Here is a 22,316-nt window from a genome sequence, read left to right on the forward strand (position 1 = left end):
GTGATCTCACCTCCGAGAAAGGGAGCTGATGGCTGATCCCAGCGATCCCAACCGTGCCGTCCCGGCCTGGGCCGCCGGAGTCGTGGCTGGTGCGGCGACCGACGTCGGGCGCCTGCGTGTCGTCAACGAGGACGGCTACCTGGCGGTCAGCCCCGCCTTCGTGGTCGTGGACGGCATGGGAGGTCACGCCGCCGGAAGGGCCGCGACCCAGGCGGCACTGGGGGTGCTGTACAGCCTGGCTGGCAGGAGAGTCACCCGTGTCGAGGAGGTGCTGCGGGCTGTGGCTGCTGCCCAGGAGGCGATCGTGGACATCCCCTCACACGCGGCCTTCCTCCCCGGGGCCACGGTGGCGGGGGCGGTGCTGGCCGACCTGGAGGAGCCTCCTGCCGGGCAGAGCGCCCCCGACGGCCGGACTCACCTGCCGGAGCCCGTGGCAGCGGGGAGTCCTGCGGGAGCGGGCACGCGTCTGACCTGGCTCGTCTTCAACATCGGGGACGCCCGCACCTACCTGTTGCGCGACGGCGTGCTCAGCCAGCTGACCCGGGACCACTCACAGGTCCAGGACCTTATTGACAGCGGCTACCTCACCCCAGAGGACGCCCGCGTGGACCCCCGGCGCAACATCGTCACGCGGGCCCTGGGCGGAGGCATTGCCGACTCTGCCGTCCCCGACCTGTGCACCGTCCCCGTGGAGGCCGGGGACCGTGTCCTGGTCTGCTCCGACGGGCTGAGCGACGAGCTGGACGACGACTCCCTGGCCGTGGTCCTCACGGCGGGCTTCCCCCGCAACGCACGGCGGACCTGCTGGTCGCGGCCTCCCTGGAGGAGGGTGGGCACGACAACACCACCGCAGTGGTGGTCGATATCGTTGATGTCGCCGACGGCGGTCGTGCCCGCGGCGCTGCTGGCGCTGCCGGTGCTACCGGTGCCGCAGCCGCAGGTTCTTGACGGGAGGTGCCCGGGAGGGCAAGGATGCCGCCGGGGTCCTGCGACCCGCCCGGGCGCGTGGACCCCGACGAGCCGGGAGCGTGACGCGGCCCGTGAGTAATGGCAGCAGCCGACGGTGAGGGAGCGCAGGCACGTGGTAGCAGCAGGGCTAGACCCCCGGTACGGCGAGGCGACCAGGGCGGTGGGCGGCGACCCTACCCGGGGCCGTCCTCGTGCCGGTCGGCGACGCCGGTGGCCCGTCGTCCTCCTCGTGCTGCTCCTGGTCCTGGGAGGTGCCGGGGTCGCTGCCGAGCACTACGCCCGGGGTCGGGTGGAGACTGAGGTGCGTGACGCGCTGCCGGGCCTGAGCCAGGACGCCAAGGTCACCACGGAGGGGATCGTGCTGCTCCAGGCCGCTCAGATGTCGTTGAGGAGCCTGGACGTCACGGCTTCCAGCCTGGCCCTGGAGAGCGCAGGGGGCGCTGGGGCCGGGGGCGTGGCAGTGAGGGCCAGGGCGAGGACCAGGGCGAGGACCTCAGCCTGGCCGACCTGAGCGTCTCGATGAGGCAGGTCGGGCTGCGCGCCCCGGTCACGGCTGCCAGCGTCGACATCTCGGCCACAGTTCCCTGGGAGCAGGTGGGTGCCGCGATGGAGGAGGCCTCCTTCCCGGGGGTCTCCTCGGACCTCTTCTCGGGCACTGACGTCGCTGTGACCGCCGACCAGGTCGGCACCTCGGCCCAGGACCCGGGCTCCGCCACGGCGAGCGCCTCGATACTAGGGCAGGAGGTGGAGATCGGGCTCGTTCCCGCCGTCGGTGAGGACGGGGGACTGGCGCTTGACATCACCTCGGTCTCCCTGGGTGGTTCCCAGGAGGAGACGGGCACTGGTCTGGGGGCGGTCGGCGACCTGGCTGCCTCCCTGGCCCTGGAAGGGTCCCAGGTCGAGGTCCCGGCCGAGCTCCTGCCCGGCGGGCTGGGCCTGTCGGGGGCGATCGTGGCCCCGGAGGGGCTGCGCGTCCGCCTTGAGGGCGAGGACGTGGCGCTGTCACAGATGTGACCGAGCGCGCGCGTGGGGTGTCGCACTGTGCCCGGCGGTGTCGGGACGTGCCTGCGTGTGGCACGCTGGGGGCGCCCTGCCCGGGCGGCGGCTCCTGCCTGGTGCCTGCCGCGTGCTGGTGGGGCCTGGTCCTGCGGGCGCTCCTGCGCTGCGAGGACCAGCAGGCGCCGGTCGTGCGGGGCCTGCGGCAGCACGCGACCGGGCAACCGACCAGACGCTGAGCACACAGGAGAGCCATGAGCACGCAGCCTGACCAGACAGGTCCCGCAGACCTGCGTCAGGGCTACCCGGCCCAGCGCCAGCCGACGGCCGGTACCGGTGGTACGGCAGGCGCGGCCGCCCCGAGCCAGGCCCCGTCGGCTAGGCCCGAGGCGGATGTGGGATACCCCGTCGGCCCTGCTGCCCCACCGGGCGCTCGGACGCCTACCGCCCAGCAGGCTCCCGGGACGGTGGCCCCGCCCGTGCCTGCTCCCGCCTCCCCGCCTGCTCCCCGGACCGCGCCTGCTCCCGCTCAGGGGGCGGAGCTGTGACCCCGCCTACCCGCTCCCGGGTGCCCCAGCACGCAGGCGCCTCCTCCCACTCCCAGGGTTCCAGGGGGGTCACGGAGGCTGACATCCAGCGTGCCGGGACGCTGCTGGACCGTGTCGCCCGGATCTTCTCCCAGCGCGTCGTCGGGCAGGACCAGCTGCGCACCGTCCTGGTCACCACCCTGGTCTCGGGCGGCCACGTGCTGCTGGAGTCCGTGCCCGGTCTGGCCAAGACCACGGCCGCCCAGACCCTGGCCTCAGCGGTGTCGGGCTCCTTCCGCCGCATCCAGTGCACCCCCGACCTCATGCCCAACGACATCGTGGGCACCCAGATCCTCAACTACGCCACCGGCGAGATGACCACCCAGCTGGGGCCCGTCCACGCCAACATCGTCCTGCTGGACGAGATCAACCGCTCCAGCGCCAAGACACAGTCGGCGATGCTGGAGGCCATGCAGGAGCGGCAGACCTCCATCGGCGGCGTCGTCTACCCCCTCCCGCAGCCCTTCATGGTGCTGGCCACGCAGAACCCCATTGAGGAGGAAGGCACCTACGTCCTGCCCGAGGCCCAGATGGACCGCTTCCTCGTGAAGGAGGTCCTGACCTACCCGCGTCCCACCGAGGAGGTCGACGTCCTCGACCGGATCAGCGACGGTTCCTTCGACAGGCCGGTTGTCGAGGCACCGATCTCCACCGATGACGTCGAGTGGCTCCAGGCCACGGCAGAGCACGTCTACGTGGACCCGGTCATCAAGCAGTACATCGTCGCCCTGGTCAACACTTCCCGCGGGGGCGGCCCCCGCCCGGTGACTGGCCTGGACGCCCAGGTGCGGGTGGGCGCCTCGCCGCGCGGGGGCATCGCGCTCATGAAGGTGGCCCAGGCGATCGCCCTGCAGGAGGGGCGCGGCTACGTCATCCCCGACGACGTGCGCCTGCTGCGCCACGCCGTGCTGCGCCACCGCCTGGTGCTGACCTACGACGCCCTGGCGGACGCGGTGGCCCCCGAGTCGATCATCGACGCGATCTTCGCAGCCGTTCCCACGCCGTGAGCCCCGTGACGACCGTGCAGCAGGAGACGCAGGAGGCAGCCCCTGGGCAGGACCCGGGGCCTGCGCAGCCCTTCTCCCAGCCCCGTTCGCCCAGTCAGGGGGGTCGGGCGCAGCGCCTGCGCGCCGCCCTGTCCCTGCCGACCCTGCGGCGGGCCACGGGGATGCTTGACGGGCGCCACAAGTCGGTGTTCCTGGGGCAGGGGCAGGACTTTGACGACATGTCCTTCTACCGTCCCGGCGACGACGTCTCCGACATCGACTGGAAGTCCTCGGCGCGGGTCGGCTACCCGGTTATCAAGCGCTACCAGCGGGAGTCCTCCGTGCCGCTGGTGCTGGCGGTGGACACTGGGCGGACCATGGCCGCCCAGACCCCCCACGGGGACGACAAGCGCGACCTGGTCCTGGGGGTCGCTGAGGTCTTCTCCTACCTGGCCCGTATGCGAGGCGACCCGGTGGGCCTGGTCGCGGGCGACTCCAGGCGCATGGTCTCGCGCCCGGCACGCTCGGGCGCCAAGCACGCGCAGACGCTGCTGGCCCTCCTGTCACGGGCACTGTGGTCCCTGGACGCCGAGCAAGGCGCCGGGCGAGATACCGGGTGGGATGCCGGGAGGAAGGAGGCCGTGGCACGGGGCTCCTCCCGCCCGCGGTCTTCGGGGGCGCCGGGTCTGGCTGCCGACGCCCCGGCCTCCAGCCTGCCAGTGGTCCTGGAGCGGGTCTCCCGCTGGCACCGGCGCCGCAGCCTGGTGGTGCTTGTCACTGACACCGCTCACCCCGGCGAGGACTGCACGGTCTGGCTGCGCCGCCTTCCCGCCCAGCACGAGCTGGTGGTGGTCCAGGTCGAGGATGACGACCCGCTGCGTGAGGGAGCTGGTCGGGCGCACGACGTCGACTCGGTGGCCGAGCTGCCTGCCTTCCTGCGTTCGGACCCCCGCGTGGCCGCGGAGGTCGGCCAGGCTGCTCTGGCCCGCCGCCAGGCTGCGGCCTCCCTGCTGGAGCAGCGCCACATCGAGTCGGGCGTGGTGGACTCCGGGCAGACTCTCATCGACTCGGTGGCCGAGCTGCTCATGCGGGAGCGGGCGGCCGTGGCCCGGGGGAGGAGGTAGCCGTGGAGGCTGTCCCCCCCGTCCTCATGCCGGCGTGGGTGGCGCTGGTAGCGGCACTAGGCGCCGCCGCCGTGGCTATCTGGCTGCTGCGCACCTTCCTGGTCACACGCCGCGACCTGTCCCTGGAGGTCGGAGACATCCCCATGGCTGCCGACGAGCGGCAGCGCTGGGGCGACCAGCTGACGACGATCACCTCCCGCTGGGAGGCCGGGGAGCTGGACCTGCGTGGGCTGCACCTGGAGCTGGCGTCCCTGGTGCGCGGCTTCGCCCAGGCCCGCTCCGGGCAGGAGGTGACCACGGCGACGGTCACCGAGATCCTGGACATGGCTGACACGAGCGGCCCCCGCTCCGTCATGGACAGGCTGCGCCGTGCCCGCCGGGAGGGACGTCCCGTGGACACCAACCCCCTGGGCTACGTGGGCGAGCTCCTGGCAGTGTGGGAGCAGCCCTCCTTCGACCGGGAGCCTGAGGCGGCCGCCCAGGAGGCCATCGACAGGGCGGGGTGGGTGGTCTCCCAGTGGTGATGCCATGGCTGTTCTGGCTGCTGCTCGTCGTGGCGGCGGCTGTAGCGGTGCTGGCGGCGGTCAGGCCGGGCGGGACCGGCCGCCGCAGGGAGGCGGAGCCGCCGCGACGGGTGGCTAACTCTGCGGGCATGTTTCTCCTGCCCCGGGTTCGCTCCCGCGTGCGCCAGCAGCGCTGGCTCCACGCCGGGGCAGGGCTGCTGGTCCTGATCGCGCTCCTGGCCGCAGCGGGGGTCTCGGCCCGTCCGGTCTCCGAGGTGGAGCGCTCTGACCGTCTGGCCAACCGCGACATCGTCCTGTGCCTGGACGTGTCCACCTCAATGATCACTATCGACGCCTCTGTGCTGGAGACCTTCTCCGAGCTGCTGGACTCTTTTGACGGGGAGCGCGTCGCCCTGGTGGCCTGGAACTCCACGGCCCAGACGATCGTGCCGCTCACTGACGACTACGACCTCCTGGGCCGCCAGATGGAGGACCTGGCCGACGTGCTGGACATCGACCCGGCCAACCCCACCTCCCGGCAGGTCACCGCCTACGAGGACGCGCTCAGCGGCACCATGAGCTACTCGGTGGTGGGCTCCTCCCTGGCCGGCGACGGCCTGGCCTCGTGCGCCATGGCCTTCGACAATCAGGGCTGGAGCGCTCCCGCTCGGTCGTCCTCGCCACCGATAACCTCATCATCGACCCCGACGGGGAGCAGATCTACAGCCTGGCGGACTCCGTCCAGGTCCTGGGGAGCGCTCCATCCGGTTGTTCTCTGTCTACGGGACCGATCCGGACCAGTACGACCTGTGGGTCACCGAGAAGACGCCGGAGGAGGCGCGTGGGGAGCTGGCGACGCTGACGCAGGACAGCGGCGGCCGCTTCTACGACGTCGAGGACTCCGGTACCGGGGGCGACATCGTCAGGCAGCTGGAGGAGACCCAGGTCGCCGAGCTGGCCGGGGGCGTGGAGACGCGCCGTACCGACACCCCCGAGCACCTGGCTGCCGTCCTAGGTGCGGCTGTGGTGGTTGTCCTGGTCCTGGCGGCGTGGAGGCGACTGTGACCCTTCTGCCGATGCTTCCCTGGCCTGTCCTGGCCCTGGCGGCGGTCCTGGTCGTGCTGCTGCTGTGGCTGGCGCGCGCCCGGCTGGACGGCGCCCGCGCCGAGCCTGCCGCCTACCGCTCCTGGTGGAGGCGGGTGGCGCTGGCCTGCCTGGTGGTCCTCATCCTGGTCGGCCCGGCGCTGCGTAGCACGGAGTCCGTCAGCGTCTCCAACGTGGAGGTCTACCTGCTGGTGGACCGTACCGGCTCCATGGCGGCGGAGGACTGGGCGGGACCAGCCCCCGACGGCGTGGCCAGCCCCGCTGCCACTCGCCTGGACGGTGTCAGGGCCGACCTGGCCGCTGTGCGCGAGGCCCATCCCTCTGCCCGCTACTCGATCCTGGCCCTGGACTCCGCCGCCGCCGTCGAGCTTCCGCTGAGCAACGACGTGGACGCGGTAGACGCCTGGGTGGGGTCGCTGACCCAGGAGGTCACCGACCGCTCTACCGGGTCCTCCCTGGATACCGCCCTGCCGCTGCTGGGCCAGACCCTGTCGCGCTCCTACGAGGAGGACCCTGACGCGATCCGCCTGGTCTATGTCCTGTCCGACGGCGAGGACACCGACGGCGGAAAGGGTGCCCAGGAGGCGGCCGAGGGCGGGTGGACGTGGCAGTCCCTGGCCGGGGTGGTGGACGGCGGGGCTGTCCTGGGGTACGGGACTGCCGAGGGCGGCCCTATGCGCTCCTACGACGGTACTGCCGCGACGGGCGAGCACACCGACGCGGACTACATCATGGAGGACGACGGTGGCCAGCCCGCTGTCTCGGTCATCGACGAGGAGCGGCTGGGCTCGGTGGCGACCTCCCTCGGGCTGGACTACCTCCACCGGACCGGGGGCAGTCAGGACGACCCGACGCAGGCCTTTACCGACATCGACCTGGAGGCGGTCGTGTCCGACGGGCAGGCCTCGGGCCGGGCCAGGCGCTACGTGGTGTGGCCGCTGGCCCTGGCCGCCAGCCTCCTGCTCGTGTGGGAGGCTGGCGATCTGGTGCGCGCCGACCGTCGGCTGCGTGCCCTGACCGCGGGGAGGACAGGGACGTGAGGATCCGACGGAGGGCAGGGGCCGACGGCCCCGGCAGGCGGGACGGGCAGCGGCAGGAGGGGCCGGAGGACCCGGCGCGTCGCACGGCTCGCCTGCGTCGCCGTCGTCGGCTGCTGCTGGTGGGGGCGCTGCCCGCCACCGCCCTGGTGGTGCTGACGGCGTGGTGCCTGGCGGTGTTCGGTCTCACGCTGGCGGCCGGGCGGGCCTACACGGACGGCGACTATGAGACGGCCTCCTCCCGCTACCGCCAGGTGGCTGCGCTCAACCCCTGGCTGGAGCAGTGGCGCGTGCACTACAACATCGGTACCGCCCTGTACTCCGCCGGGGATCTCACGGGCGCCCAGGGGCTCCTGGAGACGGCCCTGGAGGAGGTGCCGCAGGAGGAGTCCATTGATCCCGAGACCGGCTACAAGCCCGCCGACTCCCCGGAGTGCCGAGTGCGCTACAACCTGGCCCTCACCCACCTGGCTCTAGCCGCCCAGGCCCAGGATGAGGGCGGGACGCAGGCCTTTGAGGAGCACGTGGGCGCTGCGGCCCGGGCTGCCGGGGAGTGTGAGGTGCCCTCGCCACAGTCCGCTGACGACCCCAGCCAGGATCCCAGCGCCTCCCCTCTGGCACCCCTCCGGGACCCGGGGACGGCCGAGCCGCAGGAGCAGCCCTCCTCCGGCGGAAGCTCCGCAGCGACCCCGTCGCCGGAGCCGGGCTCCCCCACGCCGACACCTTCTGCCGAGGCCTCCCGCAGACCTCCTCCTCGGCGGGGCCCTCCCAGGAGGCCTCGGTGAGCCCCTCGGCAGACCCTGACGACGAGCGGGAGCAGCGCCTGCGCAACCGCAACCAGGGATCCCCTGAGGGAGGGGGCACCGTCGTGCCCGGGACGACCAGGACGGCTCCGACTACCGTCCCTGGTAGGTCTTGGCAGGACTTGCCAGGCCGGGCTGGGCGCTGCCAGGTCCTGGCAGGAACCTGGTGAGTGCTGGGCAGGCGTCAGCGGGTAGGCTCGGCGCGTGCCTGCCATCTCCCGGCTCTCCCGGCTTGTCGTCGCCGCTGCCGTGGTCGACTCCCTGTCTGAGCCCACGGCGCTGCTGTGTGCAGCGCGCTCCTACCCGCCCGAGCTAGCGGGACGCTTCGAGCTTCCCGGGGGCAAGGTGGAGCCGGGTGAGACCCCGACCCAGGCGCTGGTGCGTGAGCTGGCTGAGGAGGTCAGCCTCACGGTGCGCCTGGGGACTGAGCTGGTGCCGCCTGCTGGCCGGGCTGCGGCCCCACCGTGCGCGTCTCCCGCCCAGCCGTCGGCTGCTGCATATGGCGACGACGCCCCGGCCTGGCCGGTGACCGCAGGGCTGCGGATGCGGGTGTGGCTGGCCGAGCCGGCTGACCACACCGACACCGGGACGGCAGGAACGAGCCACCAGCTGCTGGAGTGGACCGCCCTGGACGTAGTGACCGGCCTCCCCTGGCTTGAGGCTGACGTCGCAATCATTGACACCCTCTTGGAGGAGCTGGGGCGCCTGCCACGACGTTTTTGATGACGTTCCTAGCCAAGCCGTCATCTTGTGGGTTAGGCTGACCTCATGCCGAAGATTACGGGGGGCTCGCTGGCCGAGCACCGCAAGCGCACACGCAGCGCTCTGTTCGAGTCGCTCTCCGAGCTCCTGAGGCAGCGCAGCTTCGACAGGATCACCCTGTCGGACGTGGCCGCCCACGCCGGTGTGGGGCGTACCGCCGTCTACAACCACTTCACGGACAAGGAGGACCTCCTCCTGGCCCTCATGGACTACGAGGCCCAGCGCTACGCCGAGGAGCTCTCCCGCGCGCTGGCGGGCACCAGGGACCCTATCGACCGCCTGCGCGTCTACGTGCGCCAGCAGGCCCTCATCAAGCCTCATTACCACTTCCCCACCACCGGCCCGCTAGCGAGCTCGGTGTCGCGCAGCGCCGCCAGTCGACTGCGGGCGCACGGCACCCTTCTGACCCAGATGCTCTCCTCCATCCTGTCCGAGGCGATGGCGCAGGGTCTCATCCCCCAGCAGGACCCAGCCCACGTCATTCCCCTTATCCACGCCACGGTCATGGGCGGGCGCCCCACCCCCTCCGACCCGCAGGAGCGCCGCGCCTACCTGGACTCCCTGGACACCTTCGTGCTGCGTGCGGTGGGGGCGGCCCAGCCTGACCACGAGGTCCCGCGTATCCCCAGCCCGCACGGGACCGAGGCCGCTGACGCCCCCGGTAGCCAGAGCGGTCAGGTGAGCGGGTCCGCAGCAGCCTGCGGAGCCGCCTCCACAGCGCCCCAGGGGACTCAGGCAGGCTGAGGCAGCGGATCGGGCCGTGGTGGTACCGGTGCGCAGCCGCTCTGGCAGACTGTCCCCGTGACCCTGAGCCGGAGTGTGTCCTGGAACAGTCTTGCTGACCGTCTTGTTGACCGTCTTGTCGACCACGCTGTCCCTGACGGCACCCCTGCCATGACCGTCCTGTGGGTGGCGCTGGTGGTGCTGGCTGTCGTCCTGACCTGGCCACCTGCCCGGCGCTGGGGCCGTACCCTGGTGACGATCGTCCACGAGGCAGGGCACGCGGGCGTGGGTGTCCTGGTCGGGCGGCGATTCCTGGGCTTCGTGGTGGACAGGGACCTATCGGGGCACGCGGTGACCAGCGGCCCGGTGCGGGGGCCCGGACGGGTGCTGACCACCTGGGCCGGGTACCCCGCCCCGGCGGTGCTGGGTGCGCTCGTGGCCCTGGCGGCGTTGCGCGGCTGGGCCGGGCCGGTCCTGGTGGCTGCAGTGGTGGTCATGGTGGTCCTGCTGGTGATGTCACGCTCCGTACGCACGGCTGGTCTCGTGATCCTGGTCGGGCTCCTGGCAGCGGCGCTGTGGTGGTGGGGAGGACCGTGGCGTGCGGGCGTCGTGGCGGGCACGGGGATGGCCATGCTCGTGGGGGCCTGGGACTCCCTGCGCGACGTCGCTGGCACCCGTGACCCGGGCCAGGACCACCGCACGCTGGCGCAGCTGACCCCGCTGCCCGCGGGGGCGTGGCTGGCGACGTGGTTCCTGGTGGACGCGGCGGCCACCGCGGCCGTCGTGCTTGCGGTGCGGGACCTGTGGCAGGTTCCGGCGCTGTGAGGCCAGCTGTGAGACCGGGGGAGGCCCTGAGGGTCTTCGCGGAGCCCTGCTGGGCAGTCAGAGGTGACGGCCTGTAGCGCCGAGCGGTCGGCGGCCTCCTGCAAGACCGTGAGGCGGCCCGCAGGGGCGCCGGGGTGTGTACCGAGCAGGTAACCCTGTGGCTCCTGGTGCGCCCGGCGGCGGGCGCTGCGGCTAGGATCACCGGGCTGTGGGACCCTGGCACGCCACCGGGCAGGGGCGGGCCGCCCCTGTCCCACCCGATCCCTGGCCCGACCTGGACGTGCAAAGGACGCACCATGATGATCTCTCGCCGCCGCCTCGGCAGGTACGCCGCGGCCCTCACCATGACCACGGCTGTTACCGCCGTGCTGGCAGCGTGCACGGGGGACGGTGAGGACTCCGGCACCGAGGCGGGCGAGGACGGCCTCACCCTTATGATCTCCTCCTCCGGCGAGGCGGAGACCTCCGCCGTGCGTGACGCCCTGACCTCCTTCACCGAGGACACCGGTGTGGCCGTGAGGCTCCTGCCAGCCACGGACCTGGACCAGGAGCTCTCCCAGAGCCTGGCCTCTGACTCCCCGGTCGACGTGTTCTACCTGGACCCCCACCAGCTGGTCTCCTACGCGGACGCAGGTGCCCTGCACGCCTACGGGGACCAGCTGCCCGCAGCCGGTGACTACTACCCGTCCCTGGTGGCCAACGCGACCTACCGGGGGGAGGTCTACGGCGCCCCGAGGGGCTTGTCCACCCTGGCACTGTTCCTTAACACCGAGCTGTGGGAGGCGGCGGGGCTGACACCGCAGGACTACCCTGCCACCTGGGCCGAGCTCGAGACGACGGCGGCCGCGCTCGCCGCTGGCGGCACGGCTGGCCTGGTCCTGACTCCCGACTACGCCACTGCGGACGCCTTCATGGCTCAGGCAGGCGGCGGGCTGGTGGACAGCTCCGACAGTGCCGAGGGGGTCACGGTGACCGCGGACTCACAGGCCTCCGTGGCGGGGCTGTCCCAGATGAAGGCCCTGGTGGACTCCGGCGCCGCAGTGCTGTCCTCCTCCCTGGACGAGGGCTCGGGTGGTGACGTCTTCGCCCAGGGGCAGGCCGGGATGACCATAGCGGGCTACGGGCTGGTAAGTGTGCTGGAGGCCGACTACCCGGAGCTCGGATTTACTGTCATCGAGCTGCCTGAGGGGAGCGCGGGTCGGGCGACGGTCCAGCAGGCGGCCTTCTACGGCGTGGCCGAGGGCTCGGCCAGGAAGGAGGACGCGCTGCGGCTGGTGGAGCACCTGACCTCGGCCGGTGTCCAGGTGGAGCTTGCCGCGACCCAGGGGCTGGTCCCCTCGGTGAGGTCAGCGGCCGACCAGTGGGCGGGTGAGGACCCGGTGTCCGTCGCCTTCGTTGCTGGTGCGGAGCACGCTGTCTACGCCCCGCTGGGTGACGGCGTGGCGGAGGTCCTGCAGGGCTTCGAGGACCAGCTGGCCTCGCTGGCGGACACTGAGCCCGAGGCCATTCTGGGGCCGCTCCAGGTCAACCTGGAGGCTGCGACCGCCTGAGGCACCCGCCGGGTCTGAGGGCGGCAGGAAGCAAGCGCCTGCCGCCCGGACGGTATGGCGTACAGGAGACAGCCGAAGGGCCTCCACCCACTGGGTGGAGGCCCTTGCCCGAGCGGGTGACGGGAATCGAACCCGCGCTGTCAGCTTGGGAAGCTGAAGTTCTACCATTGAACTACACCCGCGACAACGGTTCCGCCAGCACTGCTGCTGGCACCGTCGGTCATGGTCGACCATATCGGCGATGACGCGGATGCAGCATACCCTGCCAGCAGGTGGCTGCCAAGCTGGCGGGTGGGTGGGGCGTGTGAGGTTCTTGTCAGTGGCGTCCATGACCGCCCCCGGGGGCAGGCTCTTTCTGGCATCATGCGCTCCATGACATCGTCCAGTCCTTACGATATCGCCGGTCCCCAGCCTGACGACGCGGCCTGGTACCCGGGGTACCCAGGTGGCGGTAGTGCCGCTTCGGGGAGCAGTGGCGCTGCCGTCTCCGGCTCGTCTGCTGCCGACCCGGCCTCGGTCGTGGGGCCGGCGGTCTCCAGCGGTCCGGCAGCCGGGACTGGTAACGCCGCGGCCTGGCCAGCGGGCTATACGCAGGCGAGCACCCACCCCTATCCGCAGGATGGCGCGGCCTCTCCCGGTGGCTACCAGCAGCCCGGCTACTCCCAGTCCGGCGCCGCCTACCCGGGCGGTTATCCCCTGGCCGGGTACTACCAAGCCCCCGGCCAGGTTTCCGGGGGCGCCTACCCGGGTGCCTACCCGCAACCTGTCGTCCACGGCCCGCAGTACCTGGCCTACCCGGTGGGCAAGTCGAAGGTCGCCGCGGGTGTCCTCGGCATCCTCTTCGGGTGGCTGGGGGTCCACAACTTCTACCTCGGGTACGGGGGCAAGGGTGCTGGTCAGCTGTGCCTGACGATCTGTGGCCTCCTCACCCTGATCCTCGGCATCGGTTTCTTGATCATCATGGGGACGAGCATCTGGGGACTGATCGAGGGGATCATGATCCTGTCCTCCCCCTCTGGGACGCGGCCCTGGGGCATGGACGCCCAGGGAGTCCCCTGACTGAGTGAGGTGGGTGGCTGGCCAAGCGGGCAGAGGTCAGGCTCGTCGTGCCGTGGAGGTCGGCGCGGCGTGTGCCTGCCGACTGAAGGGGTGCATGAACCTTTCCCTGCAGGGTCCGCTGCTTTGTCGGGTCTGCGGTATTGACTGCCCTTACGGCGTGGTATAGCGTGTAAGAATGCTAGTTGGCTGCGGATTTGGGGATGCCCTGTCCGGGGCTTGAGCTGGCTGGCAGTCGTCGTGATCTTGTTGAGGGAGCATGGAGGTGGTCGGTACGTCGGTTCCAGTGTGTAGCGTGTGAGGCTGGAGTGCGAGTTGGAGGTTTGGAGCGCGGCTTGATGACGCGGTCCTGCTATTGGAGTGCGTCGGCGCAGGCCTGGGTGTGGCTCCTGCGCTCATGTACGAACTGACAACTCGGACTTCTGGAGATATGACATGATAACTTCACGTGGAGTTCCCGCGGCTAATGTGGTGCCTGTCATGGCGACCTTCGTTGCGGCTGCGACCCTGTTTACTGACACGCTTCTTCGGGAACTGGCTGTACCTGCGTTGTTCCTGTATCCCGCAGTGGTTCTATCGGCGGCCGTGCTGGCTCTGCTTGGCGGCGTAGCCCTGACCCGTCTGCCTGCGTTGCAGCCCGCCACCGCTGCCGCAGGTGACTCGGGTGTCGTGGATCCTGTCGTCGCAGGGGGCCGTCATGCGTGACGCAGCAGCTCTGGGGCGCGTAGTCGCCCAGATGGACGGTCAGAGCTACGGCGCATACAAGCGCCTTGCCGGCAGCTACCAGCTGGGTCCGTTCCATCTCGACATCGATCACGTCCAGGTGGACCCGTACGCGCCACCGTCGCGCATGAGGCTGTCCGCGTCCCCGGCGCAGACGCGCTTGCCTGCCCGGCTTGCACGCGACGCGCTGACACGAACTGCCGTGGCCGACTTCCTTCTGCGTCGGCTCGCGCAGGCTGCCCGTCGGCTGGCCCCGAGGCCGACCGGTACCGGAAGCAGCGGTATCGTCACCACGGGGGAGCCCGGTCAGGAGGTTCTGGAACGCACCAGCATCGTGGTCACCCCTGAGGGCGGCGGTGCCCGGGTCGAGGCCCGCCTTGAGGTGGGGCTGCCGGCCTCCGGCCGCAGGATCCGTGGTCGCGAGGCTGCGAGGCTCCTCACCGATGTGCTGCTTCAGCTGGCTGAGGAGACGCTGGTCTATACCAACCTCGGCCACCAGGCTCAGGACGCCATGGACGCTCACGTCGAGCTTGCGCACGATCAGGACTACATCCGCTCCTCGCTGCCCCAGCGAGGCCTGGTCGCGTTCGTCGGGGACGGGGCGGTGCTGCCGCGTCGTTCCGGTGACTCCGATCTTCCCCTGACTGGGGCCACCGTAGTCCCGTTCGCTAGTCCTCCCAGCCTGCGCACTGCCTTTGACCTGCCCAGCGGGCGACGTATCGAGGGTATGGGGATCCCCGAGGGGGTCACCGTCATCATCGGCGGTGGCTACCACGGTAAGTCCACCTTGCTGCGGGCGCTTGAGCGTGGTGTCTACCCCCACGTGGCCGGTGACGGGCGCGAGTGGGTTGTCACCCGTCCCGATGCTGTCACGGTGCGGGCTGAGGACGGACGTGCTGTTACGGGAGTCGATATCTCCCCGTTCATCTCTAACCTGCCCTCTGGCACTGACACGCGGTTCTTTAGCACCACTAACGCCAGCGGCTCCACCTCGCAGGCGGCCAACCTCGTTGAGGCCGTTGACGCCGGAGCCTCGGTGCTACTCATTGATGAGGACACCTCTGCTACGAACTTCATGATCCGTGACGAGCAGATGCGAGCCGTCATCCCGGTGGACCAGGAGCCCATCACACCGTTCGTCGAGCGTGTGCGCCCCCTGCTCACGGAGCGCGGTGTGTCCACCGTCCTTGTCGCTGGAGGGTCGGGAGCCTTTTTTGACGTCGCCGACCACGTGATCGCGGTCAACCACTACAGGCCCAGCGATGTCACACGAGAAGCCCGTGAGGTGGCCGGGGCCGCTTCTGGCTCCTCTCGTGCTGCAGCGGGTGCGGCTCTTCCCGCCCCGGGGGCCCGGCGGTCAGTCACCTTGGGACGCAGTGGTGGAAAGCCAGCCAAGGTCCGTGGCCGAGGCAGCATCCTCTACGGTGGCGACACCATTGACCTTGCTGCGGTTCCACAGCTGGTTGACGCGGCCCAGACCCAGGCTGTGGCCTGGGCGCTGGACCGTCTGCCGGGGCTGCTGGACCGGGCAGCCAGTCTGCCCGGGGGGACAAGCCGTCCAACAACCTTGTCCGAGGCTGTTGACGCCGTGTTGCGTCGTATTGATCGTGACGGGCTCGACTGGCTCTCACCCTACCGGGGACACCCGGGACACCTCACCCGCCCTCGCCGTCACGAGCTCCATGCGGCGGTCAACCGCTACCGCAGGCTAGACGCTAGGCAGTGAGATCTTGGGCAATGAGATCTAGATGAGGGCTACGGGACTACCCCGCTAAGGCGGGCGGTCGCGAGTGGGCCTGCCTGGGCGTTGCGGGGTAGGTCTGCGTAGGACGTGCCGACTCCCCGCCAGTGGCCGCTGTGCGTGCCACTGGCGGGGAGTCGGCGCATCTCAGTAAGGACCGTGGGCGGCTCCTGCCCGCCTGAGCGGTCAGCATGCCCGTCCCGGCACTGACTGGCCCCACCTGGCACAATCAGCCTCGTGCTTCTCTCCGACCGCGACATTCGCTGTGAGCTCGAGGCCGGGCGTGTCGTCCTGGACCCCTACGATCCGCAGATGCTCCAGGCGGCCTCGGTAGACGTGCGTCTGGACAGGTGGTTCCGTCTCTTCGACAACCACCGCTACCCGGTCATCGACCCCTCCCAGCCCCAGGACGACCTCACCCACCTGGTGGACGTCGGCCCTGATGAGCCCTTTGTGCTTCACCCCGGTGAGTTCGTCCTGGGGGCGACCTACGAGCGCCTCACCCTGCCGGACACGGTCGCCGCGCGCCTGGAGGGCAAGTCCAGCCTGGGCCGCCTGGGCCTGCTCACCCACTCCACGGCGGGCTTTATCGACCCCGGCTTCACCGGGCACGTGACCCTGGAGCTGTCCAACACCGCTACTATGCCGATCATGCTGTGGCCGGGAATGAAGGTAGGCCAGCTGTGCTTCTTCCGCCTGTCCAGCCCCGCCCAGGTACCCTACGGTAGCGCGGCCGCAGGATCGCGCTACCAGGGCCAGCGCGGCCCCACCGCCTCGCGGTCCCACCTGTCCTTCCACCGGCTGCGTATCGCCGACGCCGGGACATCTCCGCACGGCACGGCCGCTACCGCTGCGCCGGGTCGTGAGGGTCTCGGGGACAGTGGCGGCGCTCCGTCCCCGCACGCCACCTCCCCACCGAACCGACAACCCCCAGGAGCGCCCATGAGCGACCCCACCGACCTCGCCGTCTCCCTGCCCACCGACACCGGTACCTTCTCCGCCGGGTCCATGCTGCCTGTCGGCCGCCTGGACACCCACCACGTCCTCCTCCTGGCCGACGACGTCACCTCCGACGAGGTCGAGGCCCTGGCACTGTCCCAGGACGTCCAGGCGGGGTGGGTCGGCGTCTCCAGCCTCCAGCTGTTCCCCGGCGTGACGCTCCAGGGCCCCTGGGAGGTGGACGCGCAGATGCGAGGTCTCCTGGAGGCCCCGGAGTGGACCACCCAGCTGATGATCCTGGACTGCCCCCGGACCCGTGCCGGCGCCCAGCCCAGGGAATTGGCGGGGCTGGACCCGCTGTCGGACGCCTTCCCGGTGGCCCAGCCCACCGGGGTGGAGCTGGAGGCTCTGTCCCGCCTGCGCTCTATTGCCCGCCGCCTGGCGGGGGCGCTGCGCCTGGTGCCCGGTGCGCCCAACGGCAACCAGCCCGTCATCGTGGAGCCCAGCCCTGAGGTTTCCGTCTCCCTGACCGTCTACGCCCCGGTGTGGATGGGGCCGGAGGACCTCTCCGCCCTGCTGGGCGAGGTCGCGCCCGGTATGAGCCCCGCCCTGACCGCTCCGCACCCCACCGGCGCCGTCGGCCTGGACGCGGTTGACCCCGACAAGCTGGAGCGCCTCGTGGAGCGCATCGGGGCCGACGTCTTTGAGGAGGCCTGGCGCACCTCTGAGCGCGCCCGGGCGCAGGCCGAGGCGGAGGAGGCGCGTGTGGCCGCCTCTGGAGGCTACATCGAGGAGGTGCGCGACAGGTACGCGGTCGTCGCGCCGGTGGATCCCGAGCGTGAGGGCTGGGGGCGGATCGAGGTGCAGGTCGGTGCCACCGACGGCCTGCCGCTGGCTGTGCGTGGGGAGAGGTGGGCGCGCGGGGCGGTCCTGTCCTACGACCTGAGGTGGAAGCCCGTGGACGAGACGGAGGCCTACCTGGAGGTGGTCTCACGGGCGCGCCGCCGGGAGCGCCAGGCCGCGCGCGACCTGGTCGAGCAGCTGGCCACCGTCCTGGTGGGGGCTGTCTCCGGCGTGGCCGTTGACGACGACGGGTTCCTCGTATCCCTGGGACCGGAGGAGAGCCGCTAGACCCGAGCCAGTCCCGGATGCCTGTTCCTTCCTGGCTACCTCCACCTCCTCTGTCCCGGGAAGCAGGTGGGGGCGTCAGGATGTACGGCGCATAGTTCCGCAGTCATGGAGACCTGGTGGTATGTGGGTCACCGACGGCAGGTGCTGAAGATGCGCAGCGGCTTTGGGGGCTAGCGCAGGGCGCCGGGGCGTTGGCGGGTGACAAGCCGCTCGTCTGCGCCCTGGGCGCGCTCGTCGTCCCAGTGCCACCCGGTAAAGCGCCAGGCGTCCACCAGGGACCTGGTCCAGGCCACCGGCTCCTCACCGCGCGCGCGGCCTACGCTCATGTAGTGGCGCAGCAGACCCGCAGCGGCCCGGGCGTCGTCCAGCGCCGAGTGATGCCTGCCGATCTCCACCCCGGCCACCTCGCAGCAGGTGGTCAGACGGCGTGAGGGGGTCGCCATGAAGTGGCGTGACCACTCCATGGTGCACACGCGTGGGATGGGTGCTCCGGGGTCCAGGAGGCGACGGCGCCCCAGGGCCTGGGTGAGGAAGCCGACGTCGAAGCGAGCGTTGTGGGCAACGACCGCGCGTCCTGCCAGGTCGCGGGCCAGCCGGTCGGCGACCTCGTCGAGGCTGGGGGCGTCCAGGAGGTCCTGCGCTATCAGGCCGTGGATGTGAGTGGGTCCGACGTCCGTGCCACGGCCTGGGTTGATGAGCGTGGACCAGCTGGTCTGTGTACAGCCACTGGGATCAGTGAGGACGACGGCGACCTCCAGGATCGTGTCAGACACGGGGGACAAGCCGGTGGTCTCCAGGTCGATGACGGCGTAGCCGACCTGGGCGGCGGCTCGCAGCTCAGTCTCAGTCAGTGCATCGCTGGGTGCTCTGGACAGGGTGTTGGCTGACGGCGGTACGGGGGAGACCGGGGCGCAGAGGGACGCTGGTACGTGGGAGGCCGAGGTGCTGAGCGAGGGGGACGTGCTGCCCGCGCAAGGACGGTCGCCCCCCTGAGACGGAGGGTTGCCGGGAGAGGGAGCGGGGAGCCGCGGCCGCAGGGGTCCCCGGTCGTGGGGCGGGCGGTGGAAGAAGGGCATCACCGGGAGCCTACCGTCGTGACACCCTGACGTGCTCGTGGCCGGCCCGTCCTACCTCCTCGCTGCCCGGGCTCCGTCGCTGCCGCCGGGGTGCCTGGGTTCATCTAGGATGGCGGCAGTACCGGCAGGAGCGGTGGGACCGGGGCAGGACCGGAGGGAGAGTTCTCATGACTGCGAATGACGTCACTGACACTGTCGAGGGATCGGACGGCCCGGGGGCGGGCCCGCTGCTGCCCCTACGGACGCCCCTCCCCGGCCCTGTCCGCTCCCGAGACCACGCCAGTGTCTAGCGCCACGATCGCCACCCAGATGGCTCACCGCTCGATCCGTGCCTTCAGCGAGGAACCCGTGGGGAGGAGATCATGACCACCCTGCTGGACGTGGCCCGGCACGGTGCCACCTCCTCCTTCCAGCAGCAGACCACCATCATCCGGGTGAAGGATCCCGAGGTGCGTGAGGCGGTCCACGCAGCCTCGGGGCAGCCCTACGTCGGAGGCCATCGCGGTGAGCTCCTGGTCCTTGTGGTGGACCTGCACCGCAACGCCGTCATCCGGCAGCGCGCCGGGGTCTGCCTGGAGCCGCTGGAGCGTATGAGCCTGTTCCTCCAGGGGGTGGAGGACACGGTCATCGCGGCGCAGAACCTGGTAGTCGCCGCGGAGTCACTGGGGCTGGGGACCGTCTACCTGGGATCGCTGCGTGGTGGGCTGCGCGGGCTCATCCGGGCGCTGCACCTGCCTCTGCGGACCTTCCCACTGCTGGGCCTGCTGGTGGGGCACCCTGCACAGGTGCCCCAGTACAAGCCCCGGCTGCCGCGTGAGGTCACCGTGGGTACGGACCGCTACCCGGAGCCGGAAGACCACATGGAGGCGCTGGCCGTCTACGACGAGGTGGTGCGTGAGTACTACGACCTGCGCGACACCAGTGCCCGGGTGGACTCCTTCACCAGCCAGATCGCCCGGAACCTGGGCACGGGGGCGGCCTCGACGGCGCCGGTCCTCCAGGTGCTGCACGAGCAGCGGCTGGCCCTGGGCTGAGCCGTCTGGCCCCGGGCAGGACTCCGGGGAGGGGCCTCCTGCCGCCGACCTGCTCCTCGCTAGGTTCTGCGCTACGGCTGGGGTGACCTCCTGGGAGGAGAAGACGCGTCCCTACGGGGAGGCTGCGCCTTCTGGGAGACTGGCGCCGCGCCTGTAGGCCGTGGGCGTGGTGCCAGTCTCGGTGCGGAAGCGCCGGTTGAAGTTGGCGAGGTTGGTGTACCCGCTCATCGCGCTGACCCGGGACACCGGCAGGTCCGTGGACCGCAGCAGGTGGCAGGCCCGGGCGATCCGGCGCCGTCTCACGAGGTCGGAGAAGGTCAGCCCGGCTGTGGCGCGGAAGAACCGGGAGAAGGCGGAGGAGCTCATGGCGACCATGCGGGCCGCCTGGGTCATGCTCACCTCCCCGTCCAGGTTGTGCTCGATGTAGTCCAGGACCGTGTTGACCCGGTGCGTGGTCTCGTCGTCCAGGCTGGGTACATAGCCCTCGGCCACGATCGGGTGCCACTGGCCGGGCGGTGCCTGGAGGAAGATGTCGACCAGCTCCAGAAGAGAGGCCATCCGCCTCAGTCGGGACTGCTGCTCCATGCCCACCAGGACCCGCGCCGCGTGCTCGGCGCTGGGGCCGCTGAGGATGACACCACGCCGGGCACGGTGCGCCAGCTCCTGCACGCTGATCAGCTCGGGCATGTGGGTGGCCGCCTCGGCCAGCCGCTGCGGGTGGACCTGGCACAGGACGTCGCGGCTGGGCAGGACCTCCTGCGGTCCCAGGTCGGACAGCCAGTTGTGAGGCAGGTTCGGTCCCATGAGCGAGACGTGCCCGGCACGGAAGCTGATGGCCTGGTCCCCGGCCAGCAGCTGGCCGGATCCGCTGCGGATAAGGTGGAACTCGATCTCCGGGTGGTGGTGCCAGCGTGCCAGGGGACTGGGGTAGCCGTGCTGGAACCAGCGTACGGTTGACCCGAGGTCGGGGACGACCACCTCCAGATCCCCTACGCCCGCTCCGGCGTGCGAGGCCGGGGCGGTCAGGGAGGTGATGGCGGGCATGGCCGACTCGGCCCCTGCGCCGGGGTCGGAGCTGTTGCGCGGTGCGTGCGTCGTCGTCATGTGTGGGCCACATCGTGCAGGTTGTCGTGCGTGACGGCTGGTCTGGCGGGCGGGCAGCAGGTCTGGGCAGGGAGCAGCCGGGGTGGACAGGGCTGAGGGCGCCTGCTGGCGCAGGGGTGCCCGGCCTTCTCTGCCTGTGCCTTGGCCTGTCCCTGGCCTGTCCCTGCTCGGTCCTTCCTTCTGCCCTCCCTGCTGCCTTCCCCGCCCTCGTGAGATGTACCGTTTACTGACAGGGTAACCGTTTCCGCATAGGACGACCGGCATGCCGTCCTCTATGAGGATTCGGCGCACGGTGAGGACTGCATCCCCCTGTGAGGATTCGGCACGTCCCGTGAGGACGCCTCTGCCCGCCCGGTGCCAGTTGTCTCAGCCGACGGTGATCTGGAGCTTGACGTCGCCGGGACGTCCCTCGGCCACTCGGTCGAACACCTCCTTGGCGCGCTCCATCGGGAAGGTCTCGGTGATGAAGGGCGTCAGGTTGATCTTCCCGGCAGCGACCAGGTCGATCGCGCGCTGGTAGACGTTGGCGTAGCGGAAGACTGTCTCAATGGTGGTCTCGCGGGCCTGGACCTCGGTGACGTCGACACTGACGGGGTCTACGGGGATGCCCACCAGAACCGTGCGGTTGCCTGGTGCCCCCAGCTGCCACAGGTCCTCGTAGGCGGAGGGGTGCCCGGAGGCCTCGAAGACGACGTCGGCGCCCCAGCCCCCGGTACGCTCCTGGACGACGTCGAGCAGCCGCTGGGAGCGCAGGTCTACGGGAACCACCCCGGGAACCTGTGAGGCCATCTCCAGCTTGACCGGGGAGACGTCGGAGACGATGGCCGTGGAGGCGCCGCCTGCCAGGGCAGCCGCGGCGGTCAGCATGCCGACCGTGCCGCAGCCGGTGACCACGGCGACGTCGCCGGGGTGGATGGAGGCCTTGGTCGCGGCGTGCATCCCCACGGCCAGCGGCTCCAGGAGCGCGCCCTCGCCGAAGGAGACCTGGTCGGGCAGGTGGTAGGTGAAGGCGGCCGGGTGGATGACCTCCTCCACCAGGCAGCCGTCCACCGGGGGCGTGGCCCAGAAGGAGACCGCCGGGTCCACGTTGTACATGCCCGCGCGGGAGGCGCGCGAGCTCATGTCGGGCACACCGGGTTCCATGGCCACGCGGTCGCCGACGGCGAAGTCCGTGACGCCCTCGCCGACTTCGACAACGGTGCCAGAGGCCTCATGGCCCAGGATCATAGGAGCCTCGACCACGTAGCGGCCGATCCGGCCGTGGGTGTAGTAGTGGACGTCGGAGCCGCAGATGCCCACGGTGTGCGGGGCGATACGCAGCTGGCCGGGGCCGCAGACAAGGTTGCCTGGGACCTCGCGGACGCTGATCTCGTGCTGACGCTCCAGGACGACGGCCTTGAGGGCGGCGCGCGGCCCGGTCGTCGCCGAGGGTGCAGGTGTCTGGGTTGTCATCGTGGTCCTCCTCGTTGAGACGGTGATGAGCAGATGATGTGCAGTTGATGAGCCGGTGACGGGCGGGGGTGGCCGCGGCCGGGGCCGCCCC

The 22,316-nt window shown here is 70.8% G+C and carries 20 protein-coding genes, 1 tRNA gene and 3 pseudogenes; 20 read left to right on the plus strand and 4 right to left on the minus strand.

Annotation, left to right across the window (positions count from 1 at the left end; all coding sequences use genetic code 11):
• The first annotated feature begins 28 nt into the window (after positions 1-28).
• From D5R93_RS01490 to D5R93_RS01560, 14 genes and pseudogenes are all read left to right on the plus strand, one after another.
• Positions 29-948 (plus strand): annotated as a pseudogene (locus D5R93_RS01490) (PP2C family protein-serine/threonine phosphatase).
• A gap of 115 nt (positions 949-1,063) precedes the next feature.
• Complete coding sequence (locus tag D5R93_RS01495) at positions 1,064-1,480, plus strand: hypothetical protein (RefSeq protein ID WP_120203372.1); 417 nt, start codon at positions 1,064-1,066, stop codon at positions 1,478-1,480.
• 8 nt (positions 1,481-1,488) lie between these two features.
• Complete coding sequence (locus tag D5R93_RS01500) at positions 1,489-1,983, plus strand: hypothetical protein (RefSeq protein WP_120203374.1); 495 nt, start codon at positions 1,489-1,491, stop codon at positions 1,981-1,983.
• Between the two features lie 236 nt (positions 1,984-2,219).
• Positions 2,220-2,513, plus strand: a complete 294-nt coding sequence (locus D5R93_RS13025) for a hypothetical protein (protein ID WP_162933761.1) — start codon at positions 2,220-2,222, stop codon at positions 2,511-2,513.
• Entirely contained in the window at positions 2,510-3,559 is a 1,050-nt protein-coding gene (locus tag D5R93_RS01510) for an AAA family ATPase (RefSeq protein ID WP_243106874.1), read from the plus strand. The genes D5R93_RS13025 and D5R93_RS01510 overlap by 4 nt, the downstream gene beginning before the upstream one ends.
• Positions 3,560-3,573: 14 nt before the next feature.
• Entirely contained in the window at positions 3,574-4,662 is a 1,089-nt protein-coding gene (locus D5R93_RS01515; RefSeq protein WP_396027235.1) for a DUF58 domain-containing protein, read from the plus strand.
• A 2-nt stretch (positions 4,663-4,664) separates the two neighbouring features.
• On the plus strand, positions 4,665-5,186 hold the full coding sequence (locus tag D5R93_RS01520) for an alpha-amylase (RefSeq protein WP_120203383.1): 522 nt from the start codon (positions 4,665-4,667) through the stop codon (positions 5,184-5,186).
• Positions 5,183-7,309: a vWA domain-containing protein gene (locus tag D5R93_RS13745; RefSeq protein ID WP_423243309.1), complete on the plus strand. Its 2,127-nt coding sequence runs from the start codon at positions 5,183-5,185 to the stop codon at positions 7,307-7,309. Before D5R93_RS01520 ends, D5R93_RS13745 begins: the two co-directional genes overlap by 4 nt.
• Positions 7,306-8,091 (plus strand): tetratricopeptide repeat protein, encoded by a 786-nt coding sequence (locus tag D5R93_RS01535; protein WP_120203386.1) that lies wholly within the window; start codon positions 7,306-7,308, stop codon positions 8,089-8,091. The genes D5R93_RS13745 and D5R93_RS01535 overlap by 4 nt, the downstream gene beginning before the upstream one ends.
• Entirely contained in the window at positions 8,088-8,279 is a 192-nt protein-coding gene (locus tag D5R93_RS01540; protein ID WP_120203387.1) for a hypothetical protein, read from the plus strand. Before D5R93_RS01535 ends, D5R93_RS01540 begins: the two co-directional genes overlap by 4 nt.
• A gap of 34 nt (positions 8,280-8,313) precedes the next feature.
• On the plus strand, positions 8,314-8,832 hold the full coding sequence (locus tag D5R93_RS01545; RefSeq protein ID WP_119836257.1) for an NUDIX domain-containing protein: 519 nt from the start codon (positions 8,314-8,316) through the stop codon (positions 8,830-8,832).
• 45 nt (positions 8,833-8,877) lie between these two features.
• Positions 8,878-9,615, plus strand: a complete 738-nt coding sequence (locus tag D5R93_RS01550; protein WP_119836258.1) for a TetR/AcrR family transcriptional regulator — start codon at positions 8,878-8,880, stop codon at positions 9,613-9,615.
• A gap of 57 nt (positions 9,616-9,672) precedes the next feature.
• Entirely contained in the window at positions 9,673-10,419 is a 747-nt protein-coding gene (locus D5R93_RS01555) for a M50 family metallopeptidase (RefSeq protein WP_423243310.1), read from the plus strand.
• A 296-nt stretch (positions 10,420-10,715) separates the two neighbouring features.
• Complete coding sequence (locus D5R93_RS01560; RefSeq protein ID WP_120203388.1) at positions 10,716-11,969, plus strand: sugar ABC transporter substrate-binding protein; 1,254 nt, start codon at positions 10,716-10,718, stop codon at positions 11,967-11,969.
• A gap of 111 nt (positions 11,970-12,080) precedes the next feature.
• Here the strand turns inward: D5R93_RS01560 and D5R93_RS01565 are convergent.
• A tRNA-Gly gene (locus D5R93_RS01565) sits at positions 12,081-12,151 on the minus strand.
• Positions 12,152-12,341: 190 nt separating this feature from the next.
• On the opposite strand from D5R93_RS01565, the gene D5R93_RS01570 reads away from it, so the two are divergent.
• From D5R93_RS01570 to D5R93_RS14900, 5 genes and pseudogenes are all read left to right on the plus strand, one after another.
• Positions 12,342-13,028 carry a TM2 domain-containing protein gene (locus tag D5R93_RS01570; RefSeq protein WP_120205711.1) on the plus strand — a complete coding sequence of 229 codons (687 nt, stop codon included), beginning with the start codon at positions 12,342-12,344 and terminating at the stop codon, positions 13,026-13,028.
• A 477-nt stretch (positions 13,029-13,505) separates the two neighbouring features.
• Positions 13,506-13,730 carry a hypothetical protein gene (locus D5R93_RS13030; RefSeq protein ID WP_162933762.1) on the plus strand — a complete coding sequence of 75 codons (225 nt, stop codon included), beginning with the start codon at positions 13,506-13,508 and terminating at the stop codon, positions 13,728-13,730.
• Complete coding sequence (locus D5R93_RS01575) at positions 13,723-15,474, plus strand: ABC-ATPase domain-containing protein (protein WP_119836421.1); 1,752 nt, start codon at positions 13,723-13,725, stop codon at positions 15,472-15,474. The genes D5R93_RS13030 and D5R93_RS01575 overlap by 8 nt, the downstream gene beginning before the upstream one ends.
• Before the next feature lie 252 nt (positions 15,475-15,726).
• A pseudogene (dcd, locus tag D5R93_RS01580) lies at positions 15,727-16,320 on the plus strand (dCTP deaminase); the annotation flags it as partial.
• Between the two features lie 111 nt (positions 16,321-16,431).
• Complete coding sequence (locus D5R93_RS14900) at positions 16,432-17,559, plus strand: hypothetical protein (RefSeq protein WP_120205713.1); 1,128 nt, start codon at positions 16,432-16,434, stop codon at positions 17,557-17,559.
• A gap of 170 nt (positions 17,560-17,729) precedes the next feature.
• On the opposite strand, the gene D5R93_RS01590 is transcribed toward D5R93_RS14900, so the two are convergent.
• Positions 17,730-18,635 carry a 3'-5' exonuclease gene (locus D5R93_RS01590; protein WP_120203390.1) on the minus strand — a complete coding sequence of 302 codons (906 nt, stop codon included), beginning with the start codon at positions 18,633-18,635 and terminating at the stop codon, positions 17,730-17,732.
• A 282-nt stretch (positions 18,636-18,917) separates the two neighbouring features.
• On the opposite strand from D5R93_RS01590, the pseudogene D5R93_RS01595 reads away from it, so the two are divergent.
• A pseudogene (locus D5R93_RS01595) lies at positions 18,918-19,669 on the plus strand (nitroreductase family protein).
• Positions 19,670-19,780: 111 nt separating this feature from the next.
• Here the strand turns inward: D5R93_RS01595 and D5R93_RS01600 are convergent.
• Together D5R93_RS01600 and D5R93_RS01605 are read right to left on the minus strand one after the other, a co-directional pair.
• The gene (locus D5R93_RS01600) at positions 19,781-20,773 is read right to left on the minus strand and encodes a helix-turn-helix domain-containing protein (RefSeq protein WP_205570074.1); all 993 of its coding nucleotides are present in this window, start codon (positions 20,771-20,773) and stop codon (positions 19,781-19,783) included.
• Positions 20,774-21,139: 366 nt separating this feature from the next.
• Complete coding sequence (locus tag D5R93_RS01605) at positions 21,140-22,225, minus strand: NAD(P)-dependent alcohol dehydrogenase (RefSeq protein WP_119836264.1); 1,086 nt, start codon at positions 22,223-22,225, stop codon at positions 21,140-21,142.
• Positions 22,226-22,316: the final 91 nt, after the last annotated feature.

Origin of the sequence: Actinomyces lilanjuaniae, from assembly GCF_003606385.1 — a bacterium.
Classification (GTDB): Bacteria; Actinomycetota; Actinomycetes; order Actinomycetales; family Actinomycetaceae; genus Actinomyces; species Actinomyces lilanjuaniae.